The sequence below is a fragment of the Phenylobacterium sp. GW823-FHT02A09 genome (assembly GCF_058797775.1).
The window spans coordinates 674,364-697,903 of sequence record NZ_JBXAJZ010000003.1; the positions used below are offsets into that span (position 1 = coordinate 674,364).

Consider the following 23,540-nt stretch of genomic DNA (forward strand, 5'->3'; position numbering starts at 1 on the left):
CCAGGGGGCCGGCCAAATCAAGGAGGCGGCGCCTGACAGCCTGGACGGAACGGGCGATGGTGGCTCCGGGCCCAGGCGGCGATCAGACCGCCGGCCTCTTGGGAGGACGTTTCATGGTCGGCACGCGCCGCAACTTCATCGTCACCGCCGCGGCCGCCGCGGCCTATGGCGGACATGCCGCCGCCGCGGCGTCGGAGACCGCGGTCTATTCCGGCGGAACGATCCTGACCATGGACGACGCCCTCCCGCGAGCCGAGGCGCTCGCGGTGCGCGGTGGGCGCATCCTGGCGCTCGGCGGACGCGACGAGGTGCTGGCCAGGGCCGGCCGCGGCGCGCGGCTGGTCGACCTGGACGGCCGGGCGCTGCTGCCCGGCTTCGTCGACCCGCACGGCCACGTCTCGTTCGTCGGCCTGCAGGCGATCTCGGCCAACCTGCTGCCGGCGCCGGACGGGCAGGGCAATTCGATCCCCGACCTCCAGCGCGTGACCCGCGCCTGGATCGAGGCCAACCGCCCGTTCATCGACCGCTACAAGCTGGTCATCGGCTTCGGCTACGACGACTCCCAACTGCGCGAGCAGCGCCACCCGACCCGCAAGGACCTGGACGAGATCTCCGCCGAGGTCCCGGTGCTGTTCATCCACCAGTCCGGCCACCTGGGCGTGGCCAACTCCAAGGCGCTGGAAGCGGCGGGCGTCAGCGCCGACACCCCTGATCCGCAGGGCGGCGTCTTCCGCCGCGAGGCCGGCGGCAAGGAGCCCAACGGGGTGATGGAGGAGCACGCCTTCATGGGCGTGATGGGCACGCTGCTGAGCCGGCTCGACCTCGACGCCAACCTCAAGATGATCGCCGAGGGCGTGAAGCTCTACACCTCGTACGGCTACACCACCTGCCAGGACGGCAAGTCGTCGAGCGGCGGCGTGAAGGCGCTGCAGCTGGCGGCCGGCAAGGGCATGCTCACCGCCGACGTCGTCGCCTATCCGGACGTCCTCACCGCGACCGACGTCGTCGTGCCGCCGCTGCTGAGCCGGACCTATACGAACCGCCTGCGCGTCGGCGGCGTGAAGCTGTCGATCGACGGCTCGCCGCAGGGCAAGACCGCCTGGCTGTCGCAGCCGTACTTCGTGCCGCCGGAGGGGCAGAGCGCCGCCTATGCCGGCTATCCGGCCGTGCCGGTCGACCAGTGCCTCGCCGCCATCGACAAGGCCTTCGCTAACGGCTGGCAGATCCTGGTCCACGCCAACGGCGACGCCGCCATCGACGTGCTGATCGCCGGCGTGCGCGAGGCGACCAAGAAGTACGGCCCCGGCGACCGCCGCCCGGTGCTGATCCACGGCCAGACCGCCCGCGAGGACCAGGTCGACGCCTGCAAGGCGCTGGGGATCATCCCGTCGTTCTTCCCGATGCACACCTTCTACTGGGGCGACTGGCATCGCGACTCCGTGCTCGGGCCGGTGCGGGCCGAGAACATCTCGCCGACCGGCTGGGCGCTGCGGCGCGGGATGATGTTCACCACCCACCACGACGCGCCGGTGGCCAAACCCGACTCGATCCGCGTGCTCTCGGCGACGGTCACCCGCCGCACCCGCACGGGCGACATATTGGGGCCGCATCAGCGGGTTCCTGTGGACGTCGCGCTGAAGGCGATGACCATCTGGCCCGCCTATCAGCACTTCGAGGAGGCGACGAAAGGCTCGCTCGTCGCCGGCAAGCTGGCCGACTTCGCGCTGCTGTCCCAGGACCCGACGGCCATGGATCCCGAGAAGCTGGCCTCGCTGAAGGTGGTCGAGACGATCAAGGAGGGCGTCAGCATCTGGCGCGGATAGGCATGGCCCTGACCCAGAAGCAGAAGATGCTGGCCGGCGAGCTCTATGACGCGAGCGACTCCGAGATCCAGGCCGACCACGCCGCGGCGGTCGCCTGGATGGCCCGCTTCAACGCCCTCGACCTGCCGATGGACCAGCGCCACGCCCTGCTGGCCGAGCGGCTCGCCTTCGCCGGCAAAGGGGCGATGATCCGCCCGCCGTTCCATTGCGACTACGGCTTCAACATCAGCCTCGGCGACGGGGCGTTCCTGAACTTCAACTGCGTGATCCTCGACGTCGTGGCGGTGACCATCGGGGCCAAGACCCAGATCGGCCCGGGCGTGCAGATCCTGGCCGCCGACCATCCGCGCGACGCGGCCGAGCGCGCCGGCGGGCTGGAGTTCGGCCGGCCGATCAGCATCGGCGCCAATGTCTGGATCGGCGGCGGCGCGATCATCCTGCCGGGCGTGCGGATCGGCGACGACGCCCTGGTCGGCGCCGGGGCGGTGGTGACCCGCGACGTCCCGCCGGGCGCGACCGTGGTCGGCAATCCGGCCAGGGTGCGCGCATAGCCGTTTCGCCCCTTCGCTCTGCTCGCGCATGGGCCTGCTCGTCGATCAGCGCCGCATGTTCGACTTTGCATAGAAAAGCCTCCGCCGGCGCATAGCATTTGTCGCAAGCAGGAGGGGCGACATGCGCATCGGTTCGAAGTCTGGAACTTGGCTGCTGGCGACGGCGGCGAGCGTGTTCGCCTTGGGCGCGCAGGCCGCGCCGCGGCTGGACACGGTGCTGAAGCCGGTCCGTGACGGCGGAACCGAAGTCACCGCCATCGACGTGAAGACCGAGCTCGCAGGCGGGCAGGGCGATGGCCTCGTGCTGTCGGCGCCGGTTGTCTACGCCGGCGTGCGCGGCGTCGCCGACCGGGTGCAGAACCTGATCGTCACCGATGCGAAGGGCGTCGTGCCGCTGACGTCGCTCGACGATCCGGCCGCGCCGGGCGGCTTCCCCTATTTCCGGCATTGGACCGCCCAGCGCGCCGTCTCCTATCCGGTGAAGATCAGCTACCGCGCCTTGGTGCAGCCGGCAGGCGCGCCGCAGGGCCCGCCGTTCGGCATCCGGCCCTCTGGCGGCGGCGTCAGCGGCGCCGGGGCCGGCTTCCTGGTCCTGCCTGAAAAGGTCGGCGAGGCGGAGCTGAAGCTGCGCTGGGATCTCAGCGGCCTGGCCAAGGGCTCGAGCGCGGTCGCCTCCTTCGGCGACGGCGATGTGAGCCTGACCGGCGATCCGGAGAAGCTGCGCCAGGCCTGGTACATGGCCGGGCCGATGGGCCGCTTCCCCGAGAGCGGCGACATCGACGGCTTCAGCGGGACCTGGCTTGGCCAGTCGCCGTTCGACCCGGCGGCCGAGCTCGAATGGTCCGGCAAGCTCTACCAGCAGCTCGACAACGACTTCGGCTATCTGAAGCCGGCCCCGCGCTATCGGGTGTTCATGCGCTTCCTCGACACCCCGCCGGTCGGGGGCGGGACGGCGCTGGCCAACTCGTTCATGCTCTCGCGCGGCTCGGCGCCGCGCGACCCGGCCGCCGAAGGGCCACGCACGACCTTCGCCCACGAGATGATCCACCAGTGGGTCGGCGGCGTCGAGTCGCCGGGCGCGGTCGGGATCAGCAGCTGGTTCAGCGAGGGCCTGACCACCCACTACACGGCGCTCGCCCCCCTGCGCGCCGGGTTCTCGACGGTCGAGGAGTACGGCGAGCAGATTAACGCCATGACCCGCGGCTACTGGGGCAGCGAGGCGCGCGACTGGTCGGCCGAGAAGATCGCCAAGGCCGGGTTCGGCTCGGAGAGCATCCGCCACGTGCCCTACAACCGCGGGGCGCTCTATTTCGCCGACCTCGACGCCAAGATCCGCGCCAAGTCCGGCGGCAAGCGCAAGCTCGACGACCTGCTGGCGCCGATGTTCGTCAGCCGCGAGCAGGGCGCGACCTTCGACCACGAGGCCTGGAAGGCGATGGTCGGCGGCGAGCTGGGACCCGAAGCGGTGGCGACCTTCGAAAAGGTCGTGCTGGGCGGCGAGATGTTCGTGCCCGACGCCGGCGCGTTCGGCCCGTGCTTCACCCGCGAGCCGGCGACCTACGACGTCGGCGGCGCTGAGGTGCAGGGCTATCGCTGGGTGCGGGTGGCTTCGGTCGCTGAGGCGAGCTGCCGCGCTTGGTAGTTAAGGGGTAGGGCGGGACGGGGCCCTATCCTCTCATCCCGGCTTTCGCCGGGATGAGCGGTGTGCGGACGCTAGAGCTCGAGCACCCCGGCCTGATCGACGGCGCGGCGCATCGGACCGGTGTAGCCGGTGGGCGAGCGCCGACGCCGGTCCGGTCCGAAGAAGTCGCTGGCCGCGACGTAGGGGCGGGGGCGCAGGATCACCGACTCCAGCCGCTTGAGAATGTCGCGGGCGGTGACCGGCTTGGCGAGGAATTCGTTCACCCCCCGGTCGCGCGCCGCATTCAGGCGCGGCAGGTCCGAGTGTCCGGTCAGCATGATGATCGGCAGATAGCGGGCCTCGCCCGGCAGCGCCCGGACCCGCGAGATGAAGTCGAGGCCGTTCATCGTCGGCATCTCGTAATCGACATAGGCCACGTCGACCGGTGCGGCCATCAACTGGTCCAGGCCTTGTCGCCCGTCGGTCGCATAGAAGAGGCGTCCGACCCCGGCGGCGGCGAGCACCGTGCCGATAATCGTGCGCATCTGCTCGTTGTCGTCGACGACCAGTATTCGCAGAGCTCCAAGTCCTTGCGTCACTTTCCCGTCCTCGGCGAATCTATGTCCTGATAGACGCCAATCAGGCGAACTGTCGCAACCCCTTCCGCGCAGTTTTCGCGTCCCGCGCCTTGACCTGACAGGCGTCTGGCGCGAAGCCGGACGCCAATCATTGGGGGTGTGGATGTCGAAGACTGTTGAGGCGCCGTCGACGCGGCGGGTCCTGGGCGCGAGCCTGGTCGGCACCGCCGTCGAATTCTACGACTTCTATATCTACGCGACTGCCGCCTCGCTGGTGTTCGGGCCGCTGTTCTTCCCGGCCGCCTCGCCCTCGATGCAACTCCTCTCGTCCTACGCCAGCATGGCCGTGGCGTTCTTCGCGCGCCCGGTCGGGGCGATCGTGTTCGGCCACTACGGCGACCGCATCGGGCGCAAGTCGACCCTGGTCGCCTCGCTGCTGCTGATGGGCGCCTCGACGGTGCTGATCGCCTTCCTGCCGACCTATCAGCAGGCCGGCTGGCTGGCGCCGGTCGCGCTCTGCATCCTGCGCTTCGGCCAGGGCTTCGGCCTGGGCGGCGAGTGGGGCGGAGCCGCGCTGCTGGCGGTCGAGAACGCGCCGCCCGGCTGGCGCGCGCGCTATGGCATGTTCCCGCAGCTGGGCGCGCCGGTCGGCTTCATCGCCGCCAACGGCCTGTTCCTGATCCTCGGCATGCTGCTGACGCCCGAGCAATTCCAGGCCTGGGGCTGGCGCATCCCGTTCCTGGGCAGCGCCCTGCTGGTCGGGGTCGGCCTTTGGGTGCGCCTGAAGCTCACCGAGACCCCGGCCTTCTCCAAGGCCCTGGCCGAGGAGAAGCCGTCCGACGTGCCGCTGGCCGAGCTGTTCAAGCGGCACCTGGGCCCGACGCTGGCCGGCACCTTCGCGGTGGTGGCCTGCTTCGCGACCTTCTACCTGGCGACCGCGTTCGCGCTCGGTTACGGCACCCAGACCCTGGGCTACAGCCGCGAGACCTTCCTCGGCGTGCAACTGGGCGCCATCGGCTTCATGGCGCTGGGCATCATCCTGGCCGGCTACTGGTCGGACGCCAGCAACCCGCGCCGGGTGCTGATGGCCGGCTGCTTCATGGCCATCGCCGTCGGGGCGCTGATGGCGCCGATGATGGGCGGCGGCTCGCTGCTGGGCTGCTGGGCGTTCCTGTCGCTGGCGCTGCTGACCATGGGCTTCGTCTACGGCCCGCTGGGCGCGTTCCTGCCGGGCCTGTTCCCGGCCCGCGTGCGCTACACCGGCGCCTCGATGGCCTTCAACGTCGGCGGCATCATCGGCGGCGGCCTGACCCCGATGGTCGCCCAGGCGCTGTCGACCAAGGGCGGCCTGGTCCCGGTCGGGATCTACCTGGCCGTCGCGGCGCTGATCAGCCTGGTGGCCCTGCTGCCGCTGAAGCACCAGCAGGCCTGATCGGTCACCAGTGGTTCTCGACCTCTTCGGCGAAGCCGATCAGGTCGCGGACCTGCAGCCGCGTTCCGTCGTCCAGCACCGCGACGCCTGAGAATTTGCCGAACACCTGGTGCTGTCGGCTGCTGACCGTTCCCATGGCGAAGTCGGCGTGGCGGTCGACGATCGGGTCGAAGGTCATCTCGAAGCGGCCGTCGCTGGAGGTGAAGCGCCAGGGGCCGCTGTCGTGGGCGCCGGCCGGCAGATGGAACTCCAGCTCGGTCAGCTTGTGCGCCTTGCCGTCGTAGAAGAGGATGTTCTCGGAGGCGGCCGAGGTGTCGCCGAAGCCGTAGCCGATGTTGAAGCCGAACGGCTTGCCGTCGACCAGGCCCGAGGCCGAGCCCCAGTACCAGGTGTTGTCGTAGGTCCAGACCCCGCGGCCCCAGTCGAGCACGGCGAACGCGCTCGCCGGCTCGAACGCGTAGCGCCGGCCGGCGTAGACCACATGGCCGCTGGCCGGCATGCAGTTGATCTTCTGATTGTAATAGAAAGCGCTGGCCTGCTCGGCGAAGGGCGTGGCGATGACCATGCGGTCCATCGGCGGCTGGGCCAGGACGATTTCGCCGGAGATGCCGGCGCCCTTGTCGAAGCTCGGCGCATCGAAGGTCAGCACCCGGCCGCCGGGCGTGAAGCGGAAGGCGATCTCCATCTTGGGATGGGCGTGGACGATGTCGCCGACGTCGGCGCTGGGCGGCAGGTCCATGGCGCCGTGCGGGGCCGGCAGGCCGACGCCGCCGTTGACGAAGCTGCGCGCCTGGAAGTCCATCCACGAGACGCCGAGGAAGCCCATGTGGCCGTTGTCGGCGACGGTCAGCGCCAGGCCGAAGTCGGGCGAGAGGATGGCGTAGTAGTCCCACTCCTTGATCGCCGGATCGTCGGCGGCGACGCCGATGGCGGCGCGATCGTAGCGGCGAACCTCGCTGGCGGCCCAGCCGTGCTCGACCAGGTGTCCGTCCGCGTCGAGCAACTCGCCCGATCCCATCAGCTTCTGCATGTCGCCTCCGCAGGTTGCCCGGCCGTGCTTACGGCATGACGCAACGGCAGCGCAAAGACTGCCGATAGCGTCCGATAGCCGCCAGAAGCCGGCGGCCCGGAGGGCTACAATCCCTGAAAATCGGTCAGCGGAGGCCTCCTATGGTCACGATCCTGCGAGACGTGTCGGTAAACCTGCCGATGGAGAGCGTCTGGGAGCGCTTGCGGCAGGTCGGCAGGGCGCACGAACTGTTCGCCGGCGTGCTGGTCGACGGCCGCCTCGATGGCGACCTGCGCACCGTGACCTTCGCAAACGGCATGGTCGTGACCGAGCAGATCCTGGGCGTCGACGAGCCCTCGATGCGCGTCGCCTACAGCGTCGTCGACGGCCCGTTCACGCGGCACGCGGCTTCGATGCAGGTGTTCGCGGAGGGCGGCGGCAGCCGGATCGTGTGGTTCAGCGACATCAAGCCCGACGCCTTGGCCGAGATGGTGACGCCGCTGATGGAGGCTGGTCTGGCGGCGCTGAAACGCAACCTCGAAGGGGCTTAGCCCGATTGACCGGCAGGCCGCGTGGGCGTATCGATATTGCGAGTCATTCGCAATAAGGAGCGCTCCCATGGCCATCGCACCTCTCGCCGCGGCCTCCCTGCGCGTCGGCCCCCAGGGCCTGGCGGTGTCCGAGCAGTTGGTGCTCGCCTCGCTGCGCGCCTGGGCCAGGGCCCGCATGGCCGGCGATGATCCGCGCGAACTGGTGCAGCCGGGCCTGACCCACGTGAGCTCCAAGCCCGTGGCCAGCGTGTTCGTGGCGCTGATGGAGCACATCGAGCGCAACGCGCGCCGGGCCATGGAGGTGCATTGCATCGCCTGTGGCGGATATTCCCAGGACGAGCAGCGGGTGGTGCTGGCCTGCGGCGTCGCCCGGACCGCGCCGGGCGTGGCGTTGCAGCTGCTGCGGCCCCTGGTCGGCGCGCCCGAGGCGCCGGTGCTGCTCGCCCGGACCCTGAACGTGGCGCTCTGCAACGCCGGCTTCCCGATGCCGGTGCGGATGTGGGACGACGAGGCCAGCGTCTCGGCCACCGTGCACTGAGGGCGCTGGAAACGCGCGGCCATCGGGTCTAGGCAGGCCCGATGAGCGAGTTTGACGACGAACCGATCTTCGATGGCGGCGGCTATGACGTCGACGACTGGGCGCGCCTGAAGACCTTCACCGGCGCGCTTGCGACCCTCGAGGACGTGCAGAACCGGGTGGCGATCTTCGCGCTGGGCGACACGGCCGGCGGGCGGCCCATCGACATGGAGCTGCCGCAGCCGGTGATCTGGTGGGAAGACGACGGCGAGGTCGCGGCGGTCGCCGTGCAGGCCGAGGCCCACGACTCCGAGGACGGCGAGACCATGGAAGTGCTGGGCCTGGTGCTGCCGGATGGCGGCGGGGCCGTAGCGCTGCTGGAGGACGTCGATCTGGTCGACGACAGCGACCCGGTCTGGCGCCGGCTGGTCACCGAAGCGATCGGCGACGAGACCGGCGAAGACGACAAGGACTAGGCGCTGGCGAGCGCGCTCTGGAAGAGGATCGCGCCGTCGGCCGAGCCGAGCTCGGCCTCGAAGGCGCGGTCGGGGTGCGGCATCAGGCCGATGACGTTGCCGCGCTTGTTGACGATGCCGGCGATGTCGCGCGACGAGCCGTTGGGATTGTCGAGATAGCGGAAGACCACCTGGCCTTCGCCCTCCAGCCGGTCCAGCGTCTCTTCGTCGGCGAAGTAGTTGCCCTCGCCGTTGCCGACCGTCATCTCGACCTCGCGGCGGCCGGCGTAGCCGGCGGTGAAGCGGGTCTGGGCGTTGGTGACTTCCAGCGCCACCGGCTTGCAGACGTATTTGAGCTTCTCGTTCCGCAGCAGCGCGCCGGGCAGCATCTTCGACTCGGTCAGCACCTGGAAGCCGTTGCAGATCCCGACGACGGCGACGCCGCGGTCGGCCGCGGCGCGGACCTCGGTCATCACCGGGGCCAGCGCGGCCATGGCCGCGCAGCGCAGGTAGTCGCCATAGGAGAAGCCGCCGGGCAGCACGATCAGATCCAGGCCCTGGGGCAGCTGGGTCTCGGCGTGCCAGACCATGTCGACCTTGGCGCCGGTGGAGCGTTCGACGGCGACCTTGCAGTCGCGATCGCAGTTGGAACCCGGGAATACGATGACGGCGGCTTTCATGGGCGGCCCTTTACGCGCATTTGTCGAGAATGGGGAGGGGGGAGGTGGTCGCATCCGGCGCCGGATGCGGCTCGCGGAAGGTGAAGGCCTCCGGACCTGGGCCGTTCGCTCGCAACAGTTCGAGCCGCGCGACCGCCTCGGCGAGGGTCGGCTTGTGGCCGGCGGGAACCCACCAGAGCGCCATGTAGGTCTCGATCTCGTGAAACCACTCGGCGCGGCGGCGCATGATCTCGACGTGTCCCGGGCGATAGACGAAGGCGCCCAGCGCGGCCGGGCTCTCCCAGACCGAAAGGTTGGTGATGATCAGCGGGTCGTCGAAGGCGACCAGGTCGGTGGCGTCGTCGCCCTCGCCGGTCAGCCGCCAGACAAAGCCCGGCGAGGCCTCGGCCAGGGCGTTTACGCGGTCGAGGTTGTTCTTGAAGTCCGCGGTCTCCGGCGCGTCGATCGGCGCCTTCAGCCGGGCCACGTTGATCTGGGCGAGGTGATAGCCGTTCAACTATAGTGCCCCCTCATCTGGCGCCCAGGCTCTCCAGATAGGTCATCACCTGGTCGAATCCAGCCTTGTCGCCATAGGCGCAGCCGGTGTTCCTCATGACCTTGCGGCCGCCTTCCTGGACGGCTTCCTGCTTGAAGACCGCCGGATGGCCGGGCGCGCCGACCTGCGTCAGGACGAAGGCCTCGCCGCCGCCCGGCACGTTGTAGAAGCGATAGGGCTCGCCACGCTCCTGCGGCGCCGGGATCAGCCCTGGCTGCGCCAGGACCTTGGCCGACAAGGCCTCGTAGGAGAGCGAGCAGTCGAGCGCCAGGCGCGGCCGGGGCGCTTCAGGCTCCGGCGCGCAGGCGGTCAGGATCAGTGGGAGGATGGGGGAAAGGGCGACAAGCCCTCTCACGCCACCTCGATCCGGTAGCTTTCGATGACGGTGTTGGCGAGCAGCTTCTCGCACATGTCCTTCACCTGGGCTTCGGCGGCGGCCTTGTCGGTGGCGTCCTTCAGGTCGAATTCGATGGTCTTGCCGACGCGCACGCCGTCGACCTGCGGCCATCCCAGGCCGTGCAGAGCGCTTTCGACGGCCTTGCCCTGAACGTCCAGCACGCCGGGCTTCAGGAACACATGAACTTTCGCGCGCACTAGTGCAGGCCTCCTTGGATGACGGTGGGCATCTCTTTCATGATGCCAAGACGACGGGCCACCTCGGTGTACCCTTCGATGACGTCGCCCATGTCGCGGCGGAAGCGGTCCTTGTCCAGCTTCTCGTTCGTCTGGCTGTCCCAGAGGCGACATGAATCGGGGCTGATCTCGTCGGCCAGGATCACCCGCGAGAAGTCGTTCTCGTAGATCCGGCCGAACTCGACCTTGAAGTCGACCAGGGTGATGCCGACGCCGGCGAACAGCCCGGTGAGGAAGTCGTTCACCCGCAGGGTCAGGGCCATCATGTCGTCGATCTCCTGGGTCGAGGCCCAGTTGAACGCGGTGATGTGCTCCTCGGCGACCATCGGGTCGCTGAGCTTGTCGTCCTTCAGGTAGAATTCGATGATCGAACGGGGCAGGGCCTGGCCTTCGGGCAGGCCGAAGCGCTGCGACAGGCTGCCGGCTGCGACGTTGCGGCAGACGACCTCCAGCGGAATGATCTCGACTTCGCGGATCAGCTGCTCACGCAGGTTCAGCCGGCGAATGAGGTGGTTCTGAACCCCGATGGAGTTCAGCTTGGTCATCACGTACTCGCTGATGCGGTTGTTGATGACGCCCTTGCCTTCGAGGATCGCCTTCTTCTGCGCGTTGAACGCGGTGGCGTCGTCCTTGAAGTACTGGATCAGGGTTCCGGGCTCGGGGCCCTCGTAGAGGATCTTGGCCTTGCCTTCGTAGATCTTCTTGCGGCGGGTAGTCATGTGCGCCTTCTCCCAGAGCGAGGGCTTGGCCGCCAGCGGAAAAACGAAAAACGCGCGCAGTTGCATGCAAACGCGCGCGGCTCCGACCGTATGGCCCTCTCACTCATATGAGGCCTGAAAAAACTAACGGATTGGCCCCCGCGGCGCAAACGGCGCAAGAGCCGCATCGCCTCATCGTGCGTTTACGTTGCTACGGCGCGGTTCACGGGATATGCAACGCCGACCGACCGCCTACTGGGGAACACATGACGACCTTCGACGATCGCGAGCGTGGCTTTGAAAAGAAGTTCGAGCTCGACCAGGAGCAGGAATTCAAGGCTGGTGCTCGTCGCAACCGCATGCTGGGCGAATGGGCCGCTGGTCTGATGGGCCTGTCCGCCGACAGCGTCGCCGAGTACGCCAAGGCCGTGGTGAAGTCCGACTTCGAACTGCCGGGCGACGAAGACGTCCTGCGCAAGGTGTTCGAGGACCTGAAGGGCTCGGGCGTCGCCGTCAGCGAAGGCGAAGTGCGCATGAAGATGGACGAACTGCTGGCCCAGGCCCGCGAGCAGCTGCGCTCGGGCGAGTAAGACTTTCCGGCACCGCGAAAAGAGCGCCGTCCTTCGGGGCGGCGTTTTTTGTTGCGCGCCAGGTGATCGAAGAACGCTGGTCGCCGAATGCATCGCGGCGCCGCAAATTGCAACCGGTGGCGCCGGGTTGCACCGGCGCACACGCGCTCCGGTGCAACTGCGCGCAACGCATGAAGCGCTGCAAGAACGACCCAACGAGCGGCCTCAAGACCGCCGGATGGGAGCGCCGCCATGCCACGACCGATCGCCGTCGCCGTCTGGGGCCTGGTCTGCGCGTTCACGCCGGCCGAAGCCCAGGAGCCGTCGCCGTCGTCGTATGGAGCGGCCGGCGCGGACGCCGGCCTCTCGACCGATTCGGAGCTGGCGCTGTTCGTCAGCGCTTCAACTGGCCGTCCAGGTACTTGCGAATGGCCGGGCCGTACGGCGGACGCATCTGCTGCAGCGGCTTGTCGGCCTTGATCTGGCGATAGATCGACTTGGCGTGGCTGAACTCGCGGAAGCCATCGACGCCGTGATAGCTGCCCATGCCTGACGGCCCGACGCCGCCGAAGGGGAGGTTCTCCTGGGCGACGTGGAAGATGACGTCGTTGACCGTCACCCCGCCCGAGGTCGTGCTGCTGAGCACCTTCTCGCGTTCCGTGTCGTCGGAGCCGAAGTAGTAGAGGCCCAGCGGCCGCTCGCCCTTGTTCACATAGGCGATGGCCTCGTCGATCCCCGAGTATGTCTTCACCGGGAGCACTGGGCCGAAGATCTCCTCCTGCATGACCTTCAGGTCGTCGCTCGGGTCGATGATCAAGGTCGGGGCGATCTTGCGATGCTCCTGCTGCGACAGGTCCTCGCCGTCGGGCTTCAGCTCGATCACCCGCGCGCCCTTGGCCTTGGTCTCGTCGATGTAGCCCTTGATCCGCTCATAGTGCCGCTGGGCGATGATGGCCGTGTAGTCGGGGTTGTCCTTCAGGGTCGGGAACATCTTCGCCACCGAGGCCTGGGCCCCGGCGATGAACGGCTCCAGGCTCTCCTTCGGCGTTAGGACGTAGTCGGGCGCCAGGCAGATCTGGCCGGCGTTCAGCGTCTTGCCGTTCATGATCCGCGCCGAGGCGACGTCGAGATCAGCTGACTTGCCGAGGATCACCGGGCTCTTGCCGCCCAATTCGAGGGTCAGCGGGACAAGGTTATCGGCGGCGGCGCGCATCACGTGCCGCGCGATCGAGGTCGCCCCGGTGAAGATCAGGTGGTCGAAGGCCAGCGACGAGAACGCCTGGCCGACCTCAGGTCCGCCGGTGACCACCGCGATCTCTTCTTCGGAAAAGGCGCCGGCGAACATCTTGGCCATCAGTTCGGAGGTCGCCGGCGTGAACTCCGACGGCTTGATCATCGCCCGGTTGCCGGCCGCCAGCACCCCGGCCAGCGGGCCGAAGGTCAGGTTCACCGGGAAGTTCCACGGGCTGATGATCCCGACCACGCCCTTCGGCTGGAAGCGGATCTCGGCCTTGGCGCCGAACAGGCCGAGGATCGCCGGGGTCGGCTTGCGCTTCTCCGGCCGCATCCACTTGGCCAGGTTGTCCTTGGCGTGCCTGAGCGGACCGATGGAGGCGGCGATGTCGGTGAAGGTCGTGGCCTCGCGCGAGCGCGAGCCGAAGTCCTCGTTGATCGCGTTTTCGATGGCCGCGCGATTGTCGATCAGCAGGGCGATGGCGCGTTCGATACGATCGATGCGGGTCTGGGCGGAGGGCTCTCCGTCCCGCAGGTGAGCGGCCTTCTGCCTGGCCAGCAGGGCGTTCATAGCAGCAGCGTCCATGTCGTTCGTCTCCTCCCCGAGCATCCGGCTGATGTTCGGATAGTGACGTTACGGAATGGAAGCGGCGGGACGGCGGCGGCTGGCCACCGTCCCTCAGCCGTCAGCTGGCGCCGGCGGTGGCGTCGCTCATCTTCGCCATCGCGTCGTCGATGGTGAAGCTGCCCGGCCTTTGAACCGGTGGGAACTCCTTGAAGGTTTCCACGAACTTCGCCGCCACGGCCTGGGCCGCGAAGATGAAGTAGTCGTTGTGCAGCAGCCAGTCATAGTAGGTGTTCGAGGTCACGTCCGCGAACTCGTACGGGTCGGTCCGCAGGTTGTAGATCTTGGGCAACCGCAGCCGCGTGAACGGCTCGGCCCAGACCTGGAGCGTGCCCTGGCAGCGCTGCTCCATGAACAGGATCTTCCAGTTGTCGAAGCGAATGCCCAGGACGTCGCCATCGTCGCTGAGATAGAAGAAGAGCTGACGCGGGCTCTCCTTGGTCTTGCCGGTGAGATAGTCCAACAAGCTGAACCCATCGATGTGGTTCTTGAAGGTTGTGCCACCGACGTCATAACCCTTCTTCAGCTTGTCGACGATGTCGGGCGCGCCGGCCATTTCAAGGAATGTCGGCAGCCAGTCGTGATGCTGGACGATGCCGTTGGCGACTGATCCCGCCTCGATCTTGCCCGGCCAGCGCACCAGCATCGGAACGCGGAACGCGCCCTCCCAGTTGGTGTTCTTCTCGCTGCGGAACGGCGTCATACCGGCATCCGGCCAGCTGTTGCGGTGCGGGCCGTTGTCGGTCGAGTACATGACGAAGGTGTCGTCAGCGATGCCGAGCTCATCGAGCAGATCGAGCATCTCGCCGACGTTTTTGTCATGGTCGATCATGGTGTCGTGATAGGGCGACTGCCAGCGGCCCGCCTGACCCAGGCTCGACTTTTTGGTGTGCGTGAACAGGTGCATGTGCGTCGTGTTCAGCCAGACGAAGAACGGCTTGTCGTCCGCGTGCTGGCGCTTGATGAAGTCGGTGGCCGCGGCGACGAAGTCGTCATCGCAGGTCTCCATCCGCGCCTTGGTCAGCGGGCCGGTGTCCTCGATCTTCTGCTTGCCGACCTTGCCCCAACGCTCTTCAACGGTCGTGTCGTCCTTGTCGGTCGCCCAGGAGTGGATCACTCCGCGCGGGCCGAACTGCTTGCGGAAATTGGGGAAGTCCGTCGCGCTCGGATAGTTGGCCATCTCCGGCTCTTCTTCGGCGTTGAGATGGTAGAGGTTGCCGAAGAACTCGTCGAAGCCGTGATTGGTCGGCAGCATGTGGTTCAGGTCGCCCAGGTGGTTTTTCCCGAACTGCCCGGTCGCATAGCCTTGGTTCTTGAGTAGGTTGGCGATGGTCACCACGCCTTCGGGCATTCCCACCGGCGAGGCCGGGATGCCGACCTTCGACAGTCCGGTCCGCAGCACGCTCTGGCCGGTGATGAAGGAGGAGCGGCCGGCGGTGCAGGACTGCTCGCCGTAGCTGTCGGTGAACAGCATGCCTTCCTTGGCGATCCGGTCGATGTTGGGCGTGCGGTAGCCCATCAGTCCGTGGGTGTAGCAACTGAGGTTCGACTGACCGATGTCGTCGCCCCAGATGACGAGGATGTTCGGTTGCTTGGCGGCCATGGCTGCGCTCCAATTGCTGCGAGCCGCCAGAGAAGACGCCGTGGGCTGGGCAAGGGATCGGGTGAAACCCCCGGACGCTACGCGCGATACCCTGGCCTCGTCGGCAGTCGGCTGCGCGGGCCGATTTCCTAATTCGTCTTAATACTGCGCCACCGAAGCGTGTTGACCATTGACGCCCGTCTGGGGCGAGCCCGTCATGTCGGCGAACCGACGGGAGCATGCGATGGCGTTTCTGAAGGCCGGCGCCAGGTTCGGCGTCAATATGGACACCATTGATCTCAATATTCTTTTCGGCGGCGTGATCACCCTGGCCAACACCGGGCGGATCTATTCGGACGGCGCCTTCGGCGACCGCGTCGCGCTCTTCGGGAACTTCAGCTTCGACGGGGCCGGGCGACTGGCCGGCGGCGAACTGAATCACATCCAGGAGAATCTCTCGGGATACCTGCACTTCGATGTGTCGGGATTTTCCGCCTCGGCGACGCGGATTGTCGGCCTGGCCGCGGACGGCGACATGCCAGCCGCCTTCCGGATCATCCTGAGCGGCGATGACAGCCTCCTCGGCGCATCGTTCGACGACGTCCTGCGCGGACACGACGGCGACGACACGATGGACGGCGGCGGCGGCTACGACAGCCTCTACGGCGGGGCCGGCGACGACGTCATTGTCAGCGGGACCAACCACGGGCCTGGCGACAGCTATCTGCGCGGTGACGGCGGCGACGACTCGATCGTCGCCGGGATCCGGTTCGACGACATCAACGGCAATGTCGGCCGCGACACCATCCGTGGGCGCGAGGGCGACGACTGGGTCGTGGGCGGCCAGGACGGCGACCTGCTCTATGGCGACGAGGGCGCCGACCAAGTCTACGGCAACATGGGCGACGACACCGGCTTCGGCGGCGATGGGAATGACACTCTGCGCGGCGGCCAGGGCGCCGACGTCTTGTATGGCGCGGCCGGCGACGACTTCATCAGCGGCGACCGCGGCAACGACACCATCGCCGGCGGAAGCGGCGCGGACCTCTTCAACACTTTCGCCGGGGCGGCCATCGACCGGGTGCTGGACTTCAACGCCGGCGAGGGCGACCGGGTGCGGGTCGAGGGCGGCGCCGCCTATTCGGTCAGCCAGGTCGGCAGCGACGTGCTGGTCAATCTTGGCGGTCCGGACGTGCTGATCCTCGTCGGCGTGCAGCTGTCGTCGCTGCCGGGCGGGTGGATATTCTCGGCCTGAACCCTGCGGCGGATTTGCGCTGGACTGACGTGGCGGCGGGTGGGCGACTGTCCTCCAAACGATCCGGCGCGCGCCGGAGGCACCAGGAAGGAACACGACAATGCCCGAGGCCCTGATCATCGACGCCTGCCGCACCCCGCGCGGCATCGGCAAGGTCGGCAAAGGCGCGCTGGCCGACTTTCACCCGCAGCATCTGGCGGCGACGGTGCTGAAGGCGCTGGCCGAGCGCAACAACCTGAAGACCGGCGAAGTCGACGACATCATCTGGGGCACCTCCAGCCAACGCGGCAAGCAGGGCGGCGACCTCGGCCGGATGGCCGCGCTCGACGCCGGCTATGACGTGAAGGCCAGCGGCATGACGCTCGACCGGTTCTGCGGCTCGGGCATCACCACGGTGAACCTGGCCGCGGCGCAGATCATGTCGGGCATGGAAGACCTGGTGATCGCCGGCGGCACCGAAATGATGTCCTACACCTCCTCGACCGGCGATCCCTCAACGCCGCCGATGATGGACGGCGGCAACCTGCGCCTGCGCGCGCGGCATCCGCAGAGCCAGCAGGGCGTCTGCGCCGACGCCATCGCCACGCTGGAAGGCATCAACCGCCTGGCGCTGGACGAACTGGCCCTGCTCAGCCAGCAGCGCGCCGACGTCGCGATCAAGGAAGGCCGCTTCGACAAGTCGCTGGTGCCGGTCTATCGCGAGGACGGCTCGCTGGCCCTGGACCGCGAGGAGTTCCCGCGTCCGCAGACCACGCTCGAGGGGCTGTCGGGCCTGAAGGCCTCGTTCGAAATGATCGCCAACGTGCCGGTCGACGACAAGGGCACCACCTATGGCGACCTGATCCGTCAGGTCTATCCGGACCTCAAGATCACCCACGTGCACCACGCCGGCAACTCGTCGGGCGTCGTCGACGGCGCGGCCGCGGTGCTGCTGGCCTCGCCGGCCTATGCCGCCAAGAACGGCCTGAAGGCCCGCGGCCGCGTGGTGGCCATGGCCAACATGGGCGACAGCCCGACCCTGATGCTCAACGCCCCGGTGCCGGCGGCGCAGAAGGTGCTGGCCAAGGCCGGGCTGACCGTCGACGACATCGACCTGTTCGAGATCAACGAAGCCTTCGCGGTGGTGGCCGAGAAGTTCATCCGCGATCTGAAGCTGGACCGCGAGAAGGTCAACGTGAACGGCGGCGCCATGGCGCTGGGCCATCCGATCGGCGCCACCGGCTCGATCCTGATCGGCACCGTCCTCGACGAACTGGAGCGCCGCGACCTCAAGCGCGGGCTGATCACCATGTGCGCCGCCGGCGGCATGGCTCCGGCGATCATCGTCGAGCGCGTCTAGCACGGAGCCGGCTCCCCAGCGGGGGAGCCGGCCTACCGGCCGTCGGCGTGGCGCCAGGTCTCTAGCTCGGCCAGGATGTCGGACACGATCTGCTCGCGCGTGAAGCCGGTGACGTCGCGCCGCCGCGCCGCGCCGGTCTGCGCGGTCAGCCGCCACTCCTGGGCGCGGCGCCCCTCTGGCGCTTCCAGTGCCGAGAACGCCGGCAGCGGCCGCGACACGGCGGCGAGGCGATAGTCGAAGTCACGACCGCCGTCCTGCCGAACCTGGAGCGTCGCGCCGGTCGGGTCGACGACGACCTCGACGGACCGGAGCCCTTCGGCCGAGAGGGCTTGGCGAACCTCCTCCAACGCCGGAAACCCGTGCCGCTCAAGCTCCTGGTCGATATCGCGGCGGCGGGCCGGCGATAGGATGCGCTTAACCCGCTCGGACAGCGGCGGCGCTTCGGTGCTGACGCTCACCCCGGCGAGGTCGGCGTTCATCTGGCGGACGAGGCCTGCGGCCAACAGGATCATGATGAGCGCGAAGGGCAGGGCGGCGACCAGCGTCGCGGCCTGCAGGGCGCCGAGGCCGCCGGCCAGCAGCAGCAGAGCCGCGGCCAGACCCTCCAGCGAGCACCAGTAGACGCGCTGCCAGCGCGGGGTGTCGTCGGCGCCTCCTGCGGCGATGGTGTCGATCGCCAGCGAACCGGAGTCGGCGGAGGTCACGAAGAACACCGCCACCAGGGCGACCGCCAGCGCCGAGGTGAAACCCGCCCCCGGCAGGTGCTCCAGGAAGTGGAAGATGGCCGTCGAGAGATCCTCGTTCACGGCGCGCGAGATGGCGCCGCCCGCCTCGCCCATGTCGAGGCTGATCGCGGTGTTCCCGAAGATGGTCATCCAGAGGAAGGTGAACGCCGTCGGGACCAGCAGCACGCCGACGATGAACTCCTTGACGGTGCGGCCCCTGGAGATCCGGGCGATGAACATGCCGACGAACGGCGACCACGCGATCCACCAGGCCCAGTAGAACAGCGTCCAATCCGCCATCCAGGCTCGCGGCTCGTAGGCGTAGAGCGTGAAGGTGCGGACGAAGAAGTGGTCGAGGTAGAGGCCGAAGTTCTGCACCAGCGCCTTGGCGAGGAACCCCGTCGGCCCGGCGATCAGCACGAAGAGCATGAGGCCGACCGCCAGGATCAGGTTGAGCTCCGAGAGGCGGCGGACGCCCTTGTCGACGCCGGTCAGCACAGAGATCGTCGCGGCGGCCATGACCAGGACGATCAGGCCCACCTGGACGGTCGGGCTGGACGTCATGCCGGTCAGGTAGCTCAGGCCGCTGTTGATCTGGGCGACGCCGAGCCCGAGGGATGTGGCGATCCCGAACAGGGTGCCGCAGATCGCGAAGATGTCGACGGCGTCGCCCAGCGGCCCGTCGATCCGCTTGCCCAGCAGGGGGTAGAGCCCTGAGCGCAGGGTGAGCGGCAGACCCTTGCGGTGGGAGAAGTAGGCGAGGCTGAGCCCGACCACGGCGTAGATCGCCCAGGCGTGGACGCCCCAATGGGTGAAGGTGATGACCATCGCTTCGCGCGCGGCGTCGACCGTCATGGGCGCGGCCTCCGGCGGCGCGGAGTAGTGCTGGATCGGCTCTGCGACCGCGAAGTACATCAGCCCGATGCCCATGCCGGCGGCGAACAGCATGGCGAGCCAGGAGAGGTAGGGAAATTCCGGTTCGGAGTCCTGGGGGCCGAGCTTCAGTTTTCCGGTCGGCCCGAAGGCGAGCACCAGCACCAGGAACAGGAAGCCGGCGACCGCGGCGACATAGAACCAGCCGAAGTTGTCGATCACCCAGCTCTGCGCGGCCTGGAACACATAGTCGGACGCGCCGGGCGCCAGCGTCGCGAGCGCCAGCAAGACGCCGACGATCGCGCTCGAGCCCCAGAACACGCGGGGGTTCATCTTGGTCTGCATGCGTGACTCTAGCGCCGAGGTCCCTTGCGGCCAAATGACGGCCTTGCGAGGCGCCGCTTAGGCGCCCTTTCGCAGGCGCCAGGCCAGCACCGCGAAACCGAAGCAGGCGGCGGCGGCGAAGAGCGGCAGGCCTTGCGGGGTCGCCTCCATGGCCAGGCCCGCCATGGCCGGGCCGAGCAAGGCGCCGAGGCCCCAGGCGAGCGACATCACCGCATAGATCCCGACTAGGTCGCCGCCGCTGAAGCGGCCGCCGACGTGGGCCAGGGCGATGGTGTAGACGCCGACGAACACTCCGCCCCACAGGAAGATGGCCGGATAGGCCAGGTAGGGGTTTCCCAGGATCCATGGCCAGACCAGCGCGCCGGCGCCCGCCGCCAGCGCCAGGCCGATCAGCAATTGGCGGCGGTCGATGCGGTCGGCCAGCCAGCCGATCGGCAGTTGCAGCACCACCGCCCCGACCAGCAGGGTCGACAGCAGCCGCGCCGCGCCGGGCTCGCTCCAGCCTGAGTGCATGGCGTAGATCGCAAAGAAGCTGAGGCCGGCGGTCTCGATGGCGGCGTTGAGCGCCGTACTCGCGATGCCGACCGGCGCGAGCTTCAAATAGGCCAGCGGCCGGACGGTCGGCGGCTCGTCGAAGCTCGGTGCGTGCACGCGCGAGAGCGCCATCACGGCGAAGGCCGCCAGGGTGATGCCGGCCCCGATCAGATAGGCCGTGGCCCCTTCGGTCCCGACCACGGACAGGATCATCGGCCCGACCGCGTAGCCGAGCGACAGGGTGGCGGTGTAGGCGGCCATGGTCCGCCCGCGGCTCTCCTCGCTGGCCATGCCGTTGAGCCACGCCTCGGAACTCACGAACAGCAGCTCGGACGCCAGGCCCAGACAGAAGCGCAGCGGGAACCACAGCCAGATCCACGGCGAAGCGGGGAACAGCGCCAGCACCACCGCGGCGGCGGCCAGCGCCGTCAGGCTGAGGCGGCGTAGGCCAAAGCGCGACGCCAGCCGCGGCAGGAAGATCGCCACCAGCAGCACGCCGAGCGCGTACATCGCCGCATTGAGACCGATGGCGCCTTCGCCGAGGCCGCGCTTGACCAGATTCAGCGAGATCAGCGGCGAGACCAGTCCATAGGTCAGGCCGAAGATCGCCGCGGTGGCGATGACCACGCCGATCGCCAGCGGCCGGGGCGCGGTCGGGGCGCTCAAGCGGGATGCGCCTTGGGCTGGGTGACGGCCTGCAGGCGGGTGGCGTAGTCGAGCACCAGCCCCGGCGTCCAGGTCATGCTCTCGGCCCGGCCGCGCAGCAGGGCCAGCAGATACATGTTCGGATCAAGGAACAGCCGCAGCAGGCGCGGCAGCGGCCGCTCGTGCCCGAAGACGCCCTCGATCGCCGAGTCCAGCGCCATGACCACGGTCGAGGAGCAGTTGCGGCGGGTCAGATTGTAGGTGTCGTCCTGGCTGTAGCCGCGCCAGAACTGGGCCAGCGCCTTGCGATTGTAGCGGTGAAAATTGATGTGCCGGTCGGGCGGGCACCAGTCGGCGACCTCGGCGGCGTGCGAGGGCAGGAAGCGGCCTTGGATGTCGTTCTCCGAGGTCGCCCGCAGCATGTGCGAGAAGTCGGTCGGCGAGTGGTCGATCTCCACGCCCGGATAATGGCTGACATAGAGCTCAGGCGGGCAGTCGAGCGCCGAGTGGCCGGTGGATATGACGCCTTTGCGATCCACGGCGGCGACATAGCGGTCGACCACTGGGCGGCGGCGCGGATCCAGCGCCGAGCCCATCGGGGTCCAGACGTAGACGGTCATCGGGGCGGGGTGCGCCCAGGACGCTTCGGCGTCGGGATCCGGCAGCGGCGTGCGCGCGTGCCAGTTCCAGTGCGCAAACAGCGGCAGGGCGGTGACCGAGGCTCCGGGCGGCAGCAGCCGGAGCTGGCGGCCCAGCCGGAAGAAGGCCAGTCCAGTCATCGCCAGCGCCAATCCCAGGCAGAACGGCGCGGTCAGGTGATGATGGAACGGCCAGTCCGCGAAGATCATCGCCGAGAGCGCGAGCTCGCCCAGCGCGCCCGCCACCGCCCAGCGCCAGGCCTGGAACCGCACTGTCGCCGCGGTCACGATCCGCAAGGCGCCGTCGAGCGCGAAGGCGGTCCCCAGGATCACGGTCGCCCCGACGTTGCGGTCGGAGGGGAAGTTGTAGGCGAGGAAGCCGCAGACCATGAACACCAGGCCGCGCAGCACCGCCGGGCGGCTGCGGCGCGCGCCGATGAACAGCGCCGCTGCGAAGTCGATCAGGCCGTAGACGAACAGCACCGCCCCGACCACGTCGATGGTGAAGACGTCGACGCCGTTCCAGACGTCGGCGACCAGCACCGCTCCGAACGCGATGCAGACCAGCCCCAGCGCCACAAGGGTGCGCCAGTGGGGCTGGAGCGCCTTTGCGCCGATCAGAAGCAGGGCGAGATGAACCATCGAGGCCGCCATAGAAGCATCGATCGGCGCATCGTGGGAGTGGGCGAACGCAGGTCGTCCAACGACTTCTAGCTTTGGCGGGCGATCAGCCGGGCCAGGCGCGCCACGCCGTCGTCGATTTCCCCCGGGGTCGGCAGCGAGTAGCTGAGCCGGATGGTGTTGTCGGCTGCGGACTCGGCGAAGAACGGCGCGCCCGGCACGAAGGCCACACGCTCCTCGGCGATGGCGCGGGCCAGCAGGTCCTTGCCGTCGATCCCCTCCGGCAGCCGCAGCCAGACGAACATGCCGCCCTCCGGCTTCGACCAGGTCACGCCCTGGGGCATGTGGCGGTCCAGGGCGTCCAGGGTCGCCTGGGCCTTGGCGCCGTAGGCGTTGCGCAGGCGCGAGAGGTGCTGCTCGTAGTCCTCGGTGACGGTGCGCCAGCCGACCATCTGGTTGATCGTCGAGACGTGCAGGTCGCTGCCCTGCTTGAGCAGCACCAGTTTCTCGATGACCGCCTTGGGTCCGCAGACCCAGCCCAGCCGCAGGGCCGGCGAGATGGTCTTGGAGAAGGTGCCGCAATAGAGCGTGCGCGCTTGTTCGATTGAGCCCGAGCGGGCGATGTCGAGGGCGAGCAGGCTGGGCAGGGCCTCGCCGGCGAAGCGCAGCTCGCGATAGGCGGCGTCCTCGATCAGCGTCATGTCGGCGGCGTCGGCCAGGTCCAGCAGCGCCTCGCGCTGGGTGGTGGTCAGGCTCTCGCCGGTGGGATTGGCGTAGTCGGGGACGAAGTAGCCGAGCGGCCGGGCCGCGCGGCCGGCCGTCAGCGCCTGGGCGTCGAAGCCGCCGTCCAGGGCCCCGTCAGGCAGGTCGAGGTAACTCGGCTCGTAGGCGGTGAAAGCCTGCAGCGCGCCCAGATAGGTCGGGCGCGCGACGACGACGGTGTCGCCGCGGGTCAGGAACAGCTTGCCGAGCAGGTCGAGCGCCTGCTGCGAGCCGGCGGTCAGCATGATGTTGTCGGGACCGCAGGCGACGCCATGCGCGGCCATACGTTCGGCCAGCCATTCGCGCAGCGGCAGATAGCCCTCGCTGACCGAGTACTGCAGGGCTTGCTGGGACAGCTGCGGGTCGCTCAGCACGGCCTGGTAGCTGGCCTGGATGCGCTCGGCGGGGAACAGGCCCGGGTCGGGAATGCCGCCGGCGAAGGAGAGGATGTCGGGTTGGTCGAGCAGCTTGAGCAGCTCGCGGATCTCGTTGGCGCGGACGCGGGACATGCGCTCGCTGAAGCGCTGCGCCCAGGCGGAGGTGTGATCGGTCATTGAGGGATCTCGTATGTGTCGCTGGCGGCGCAGGCCGCCCCAAGACGCCGCGCGGCTGCGCGGCGTCGCCTGATCAGCTCAGGGGCGTCATACGATGCAGGTCGGGCCCTGCGTGCGGCGGAGCCAGAAGCGCCGCCGGCCACGTGAGGTGGTGATC

23 protein-coding genes are annotated in these 23,540 nt (G+C 68.5%); 10 read left to right on the plus strand and 13 right to left on the minus strand.

What is annotated here, in order from left to right:
* Positions 1-113 precede the first annotated feature (113 nt).
* The 3 genes from AC1Q87_RS15920 (at position 114) to AC1Q87_RS15930 (ending at position 4,016) form a co-directional block, all read left to right on the plus strand.
* Positions 114-1,823 carry an amidohydrolase gene (locus AC1Q87_RS15920; RefSeq protein WP_492609893.1) on the plus strand — a complete coding sequence of 570 codons (1,710 nt, stop codon included), beginning with the start codon at positions 114-116 and terminating at the stop codon, positions 1,821-1,823.
* 2 nt (positions 1,824-1,825) lie between these two features.
* Positions 1,826-2,374, plus strand: coding sequence for a sugar O-acetyltransferase (locus AC1Q87_RS15925; RefSeq protein WP_492609894.1), 549 nt, complete (start codon positions 1,826-1,828; stop codon positions 2,372-2,374).
* 121 nt (positions 2,375-2,495) lie between these two features.
* Positions 2,496-4,016 (plus strand): hypothetical protein, encoded by a 1,521-nt coding sequence (locus tag AC1Q87_RS15930; RefSeq protein WP_492609895.1) that lies wholly within the window; start codon positions 2,496-2,498, stop codon positions 4,014-4,016.
* A 71-nt stretch (positions 4,017-4,087) separates the two neighbouring features.
* Here the strand turns inward: AC1Q87_RS15930 and AC1Q87_RS15935 are convergent, their stop codons facing one another.
* A complete protein-coding gene (locus AC1Q87_RS15935) occupies positions 4,088-4,594 on the minus strand; it encodes a response regulator (RefSeq protein ID WP_492609896.1) in 507 nt (168 codons plus the stop codon).
* Positions 4,595-4,736: 142 nt separating this feature from the next.
* Here AC1Q87_RS15935 and AC1Q87_RS15940 point away from each other — a divergent pair, with 142 nt between their 5' ends.
* The gene (locus AC1Q87_RS15940; RefSeq protein WP_492609897.1) at positions 4,737-6,005 is read left to right on the plus strand and encodes an MFS transporter; all 1,269 of its coding nucleotides are present in this window, start codon (positions 4,737-4,739) and stop codon (positions 6,003-6,005) included.
* A 4-nt stretch (positions 6,006-6,009) separates the two neighbouring features.
* Here the strand turns inward: AC1Q87_RS15940 and AC1Q87_RS15945 are convergent, their stop codons facing one another.
* Complete coding sequence (locus tag AC1Q87_RS15945; RefSeq protein WP_492609898.1) at positions 6,010-7,035, minus strand: DUF2804 domain-containing protein; 1,026 nt, start codon at positions 7,033-7,035, stop codon at positions 6,010-6,012.
* A gap of 140 nt (positions 7,036-7,175) precedes the next feature.
* Between AC1Q87_RS15945 and AC1Q87_RS15950 the strand changes: the two genes are divergently transcribed.
* The 3 genes from AC1Q87_RS15950 to AC1Q87_RS15960 all read left to right on the plus strand — a co-directional run bounded on the left by AC1Q87_RS15950 (position 7,176) and on the right by AC1Q87_RS15960 (position 8,558).
* Positions 7,176-7,565: an SRPBCC family protein gene (locus AC1Q87_RS15950; protein ID WP_492609899.1), complete on the plus strand. Its 390-nt coding sequence runs from the start codon at positions 7,176-7,178 to the stop codon at positions 7,563-7,565.
* Positions 7,566-7,632: 67 nt separating this feature from the next.
* Positions 7,633-8,103: a hypothetical protein gene (locus tag AC1Q87_RS15955; RefSeq protein WP_492609900.1), complete on the plus strand. Its 471-nt coding sequence runs from the start codon at positions 7,633-7,635 to the stop codon at positions 8,101-8,103.
* 41 nt (positions 8,104-8,144) lie between these two features.
* Complete coding sequence (locus AC1Q87_RS15960) at positions 8,145-8,558, plus strand: hypothetical protein (protein WP_492609901.1); 414 nt, start codon at positions 8,145-8,147, stop codon at positions 8,556-8,558.
* On the opposite strand, the gene purQ is transcribed toward AC1Q87_RS15960, so the two are convergent.
* From purQ to purC, 5 genes are read right to left on the minus strand one after another with little or no spacing between them, the layout of a single operon-like run.
* Entirely contained in the window at positions 8,555-9,217 is a 663-nt protein-coding gene (gene purQ / locus AC1Q87_RS15965) for a phosphoribosylformylglycinamidine synthase subunit PurQ (RefSeq protein ID WP_492609902.1), read from the minus strand. The genes AC1Q87_RS15960 and purQ overlap by 4 nt on opposite strands.
* A 10-nt stretch (positions 9,218-9,227) precedes the next feature.
* Positions 9,228-9,713, minus strand: a complete 486-nt coding sequence (locus AC1Q87_RS15970; RefSeq protein ID WP_492609903.1) for a DUF3291 domain-containing protein — start codon at positions 9,711-9,713, stop codon at positions 9,228-9,230.
* A 13-nt stretch (positions 9,714-9,726) separates the two neighbouring features.
* Positions 9,727-10,107, minus strand: a complete 381-nt coding sequence (locus AC1Q87_RS15975; RefSeq protein ID WP_492609904.1) for a hypothetical protein — start codon at positions 10,105-10,107, stop codon at positions 9,727-9,729.
* Positions 10,104-10,346, minus strand: a complete 243-nt coding sequence (gene purS / locus AC1Q87_RS15980) for a phosphoribosylformylglycinamidine synthase subunit PurS (RefSeq protein WP_183773609.1) — start codon at positions 10,344-10,346, stop codon at positions 10,104-10,106. The genes AC1Q87_RS15975 and purS overlap by 4 nt, the downstream gene beginning before the upstream one ends.
* On the minus strand, positions 10,346-11,104 hold the full coding sequence (purC, locus tag AC1Q87_RS15985; RefSeq protein ID WP_183773857.1) for a phosphoribosylaminoimidazolesuccinocarboxamide synthase: 759 nt from the start codon (positions 11,102-11,104) through the stop codon (positions 10,346-10,348). Before purC ends, purS begins: the two co-directional genes overlap by 1 nt.
* 245 nt (positions 11,105-11,349) lie before the next feature.
* Here purC and AC1Q87_RS15990 point away from each other — a divergent pair, with 245 nt between their 5' ends.
* Positions 11,350-11,673, plus strand: coding sequence for a DUF1476 domain-containing protein (locus AC1Q87_RS15990; RefSeq protein WP_492609905.1), 324 nt, complete (start codon positions 11,350-11,352; stop codon positions 11,671-11,673).
* Between the two features lie 373 nt (positions 11,674-12,046).
* Here the strand turns inward: AC1Q87_RS15990 and AC1Q87_RS15995 are convergent, their stop codons facing one another.
* Both AC1Q87_RS15995 and AC1Q87_RS16000 read right to left on the minus strand, forming a co-directional pair.
* Positions 12,047-13,495 (minus strand): coniferyl aldehyde dehydrogenase, encoded by a 1,449-nt coding sequence (locus tag AC1Q87_RS15995; RefSeq protein ID WP_492609906.1) that lies wholly within the window; start codon positions 13,493-13,495, stop codon positions 12,047-12,049.
* A 76-nt stretch (positions 13,496-13,571) separates the two neighbouring features.
* Entirely contained in the window at positions 13,572-15,113 is a 1,542-nt protein-coding gene (locus tag AC1Q87_RS16000; RefSeq protein ID WP_492609907.1) for an arylsulfatase, read from the minus strand.
* Between the two features lie 223 nt (positions 15,114-15,336).
* On the opposite strand from AC1Q87_RS16000, the gene AC1Q87_RS16005 reads away from it, so the two are divergent.
* A complete protein-coding gene (locus tag AC1Q87_RS16005) occupies positions 15,337-16,347 on the plus strand; it encodes a calcium-binding protein (protein WP_492609908.1) in 1,011 nt (336 codons plus the stop codon).
* A 100-nt stretch (positions 16,348-16,447) separates the two neighbouring features.
* Entirely contained in the window at positions 16,448-17,686 is a 1,239-nt protein-coding gene (locus AC1Q87_RS16010; RefSeq protein WP_492609909.1) for an acetyl-CoA C-acetyltransferase, read from the plus strand.
* A gap of 32 nt (positions 17,687-17,718) precedes the next feature.
* Here the strand turns inward: AC1Q87_RS16010 and AC1Q87_RS16015 are convergent, their stop codons facing one another.
* The 4 genes from AC1Q87_RS16015 to AC1Q87_RS16030 all read right to left on the minus strand — a co-directional run bounded on the left by AC1Q87_RS16015 (position 17,719) and on the right by AC1Q87_RS16030 (position 23,383).
* A complete protein-coding gene (locus tag AC1Q87_RS16015) occupies positions 17,719-19,629 on the minus strand; it encodes a BCCT family transporter (RefSeq protein ID WP_492609910.1) in 1,911 nt (636 codons plus the stop codon).
* 57 nt (positions 19,630-19,686) lie between these two features.
* Positions 19,687-20,829, minus strand: coding sequence for an MFS transporter (locus tag AC1Q87_RS16020; protein WP_492609911.1), 1,143 nt, complete (start codon positions 20,827-20,829; stop codon positions 19,687-19,689).
* A complete protein-coding gene (locus tag AC1Q87_RS16025; protein WP_492609912.1) occupies positions 20,826-22,088 on the minus strand; it encodes an HdeD family acid-resistance protein in 1,263 nt (420 codons plus the stop codon). Before AC1Q87_RS16025 ends, AC1Q87_RS16020 begins: the two co-directional genes overlap by 4 nt.
* A gap of 68 nt (positions 22,089-22,156) precedes the next feature.
* A complete protein-coding gene (locus AC1Q87_RS16030; protein ID WP_492609913.1) occupies positions 22,157-23,383 on the minus strand; it encodes an aminotransferase-like domain-containing protein in 1,227 nt (408 codons plus the stop codon).
* Positions 23,384-23,540 lie beyond the last annotated feature (157 nt).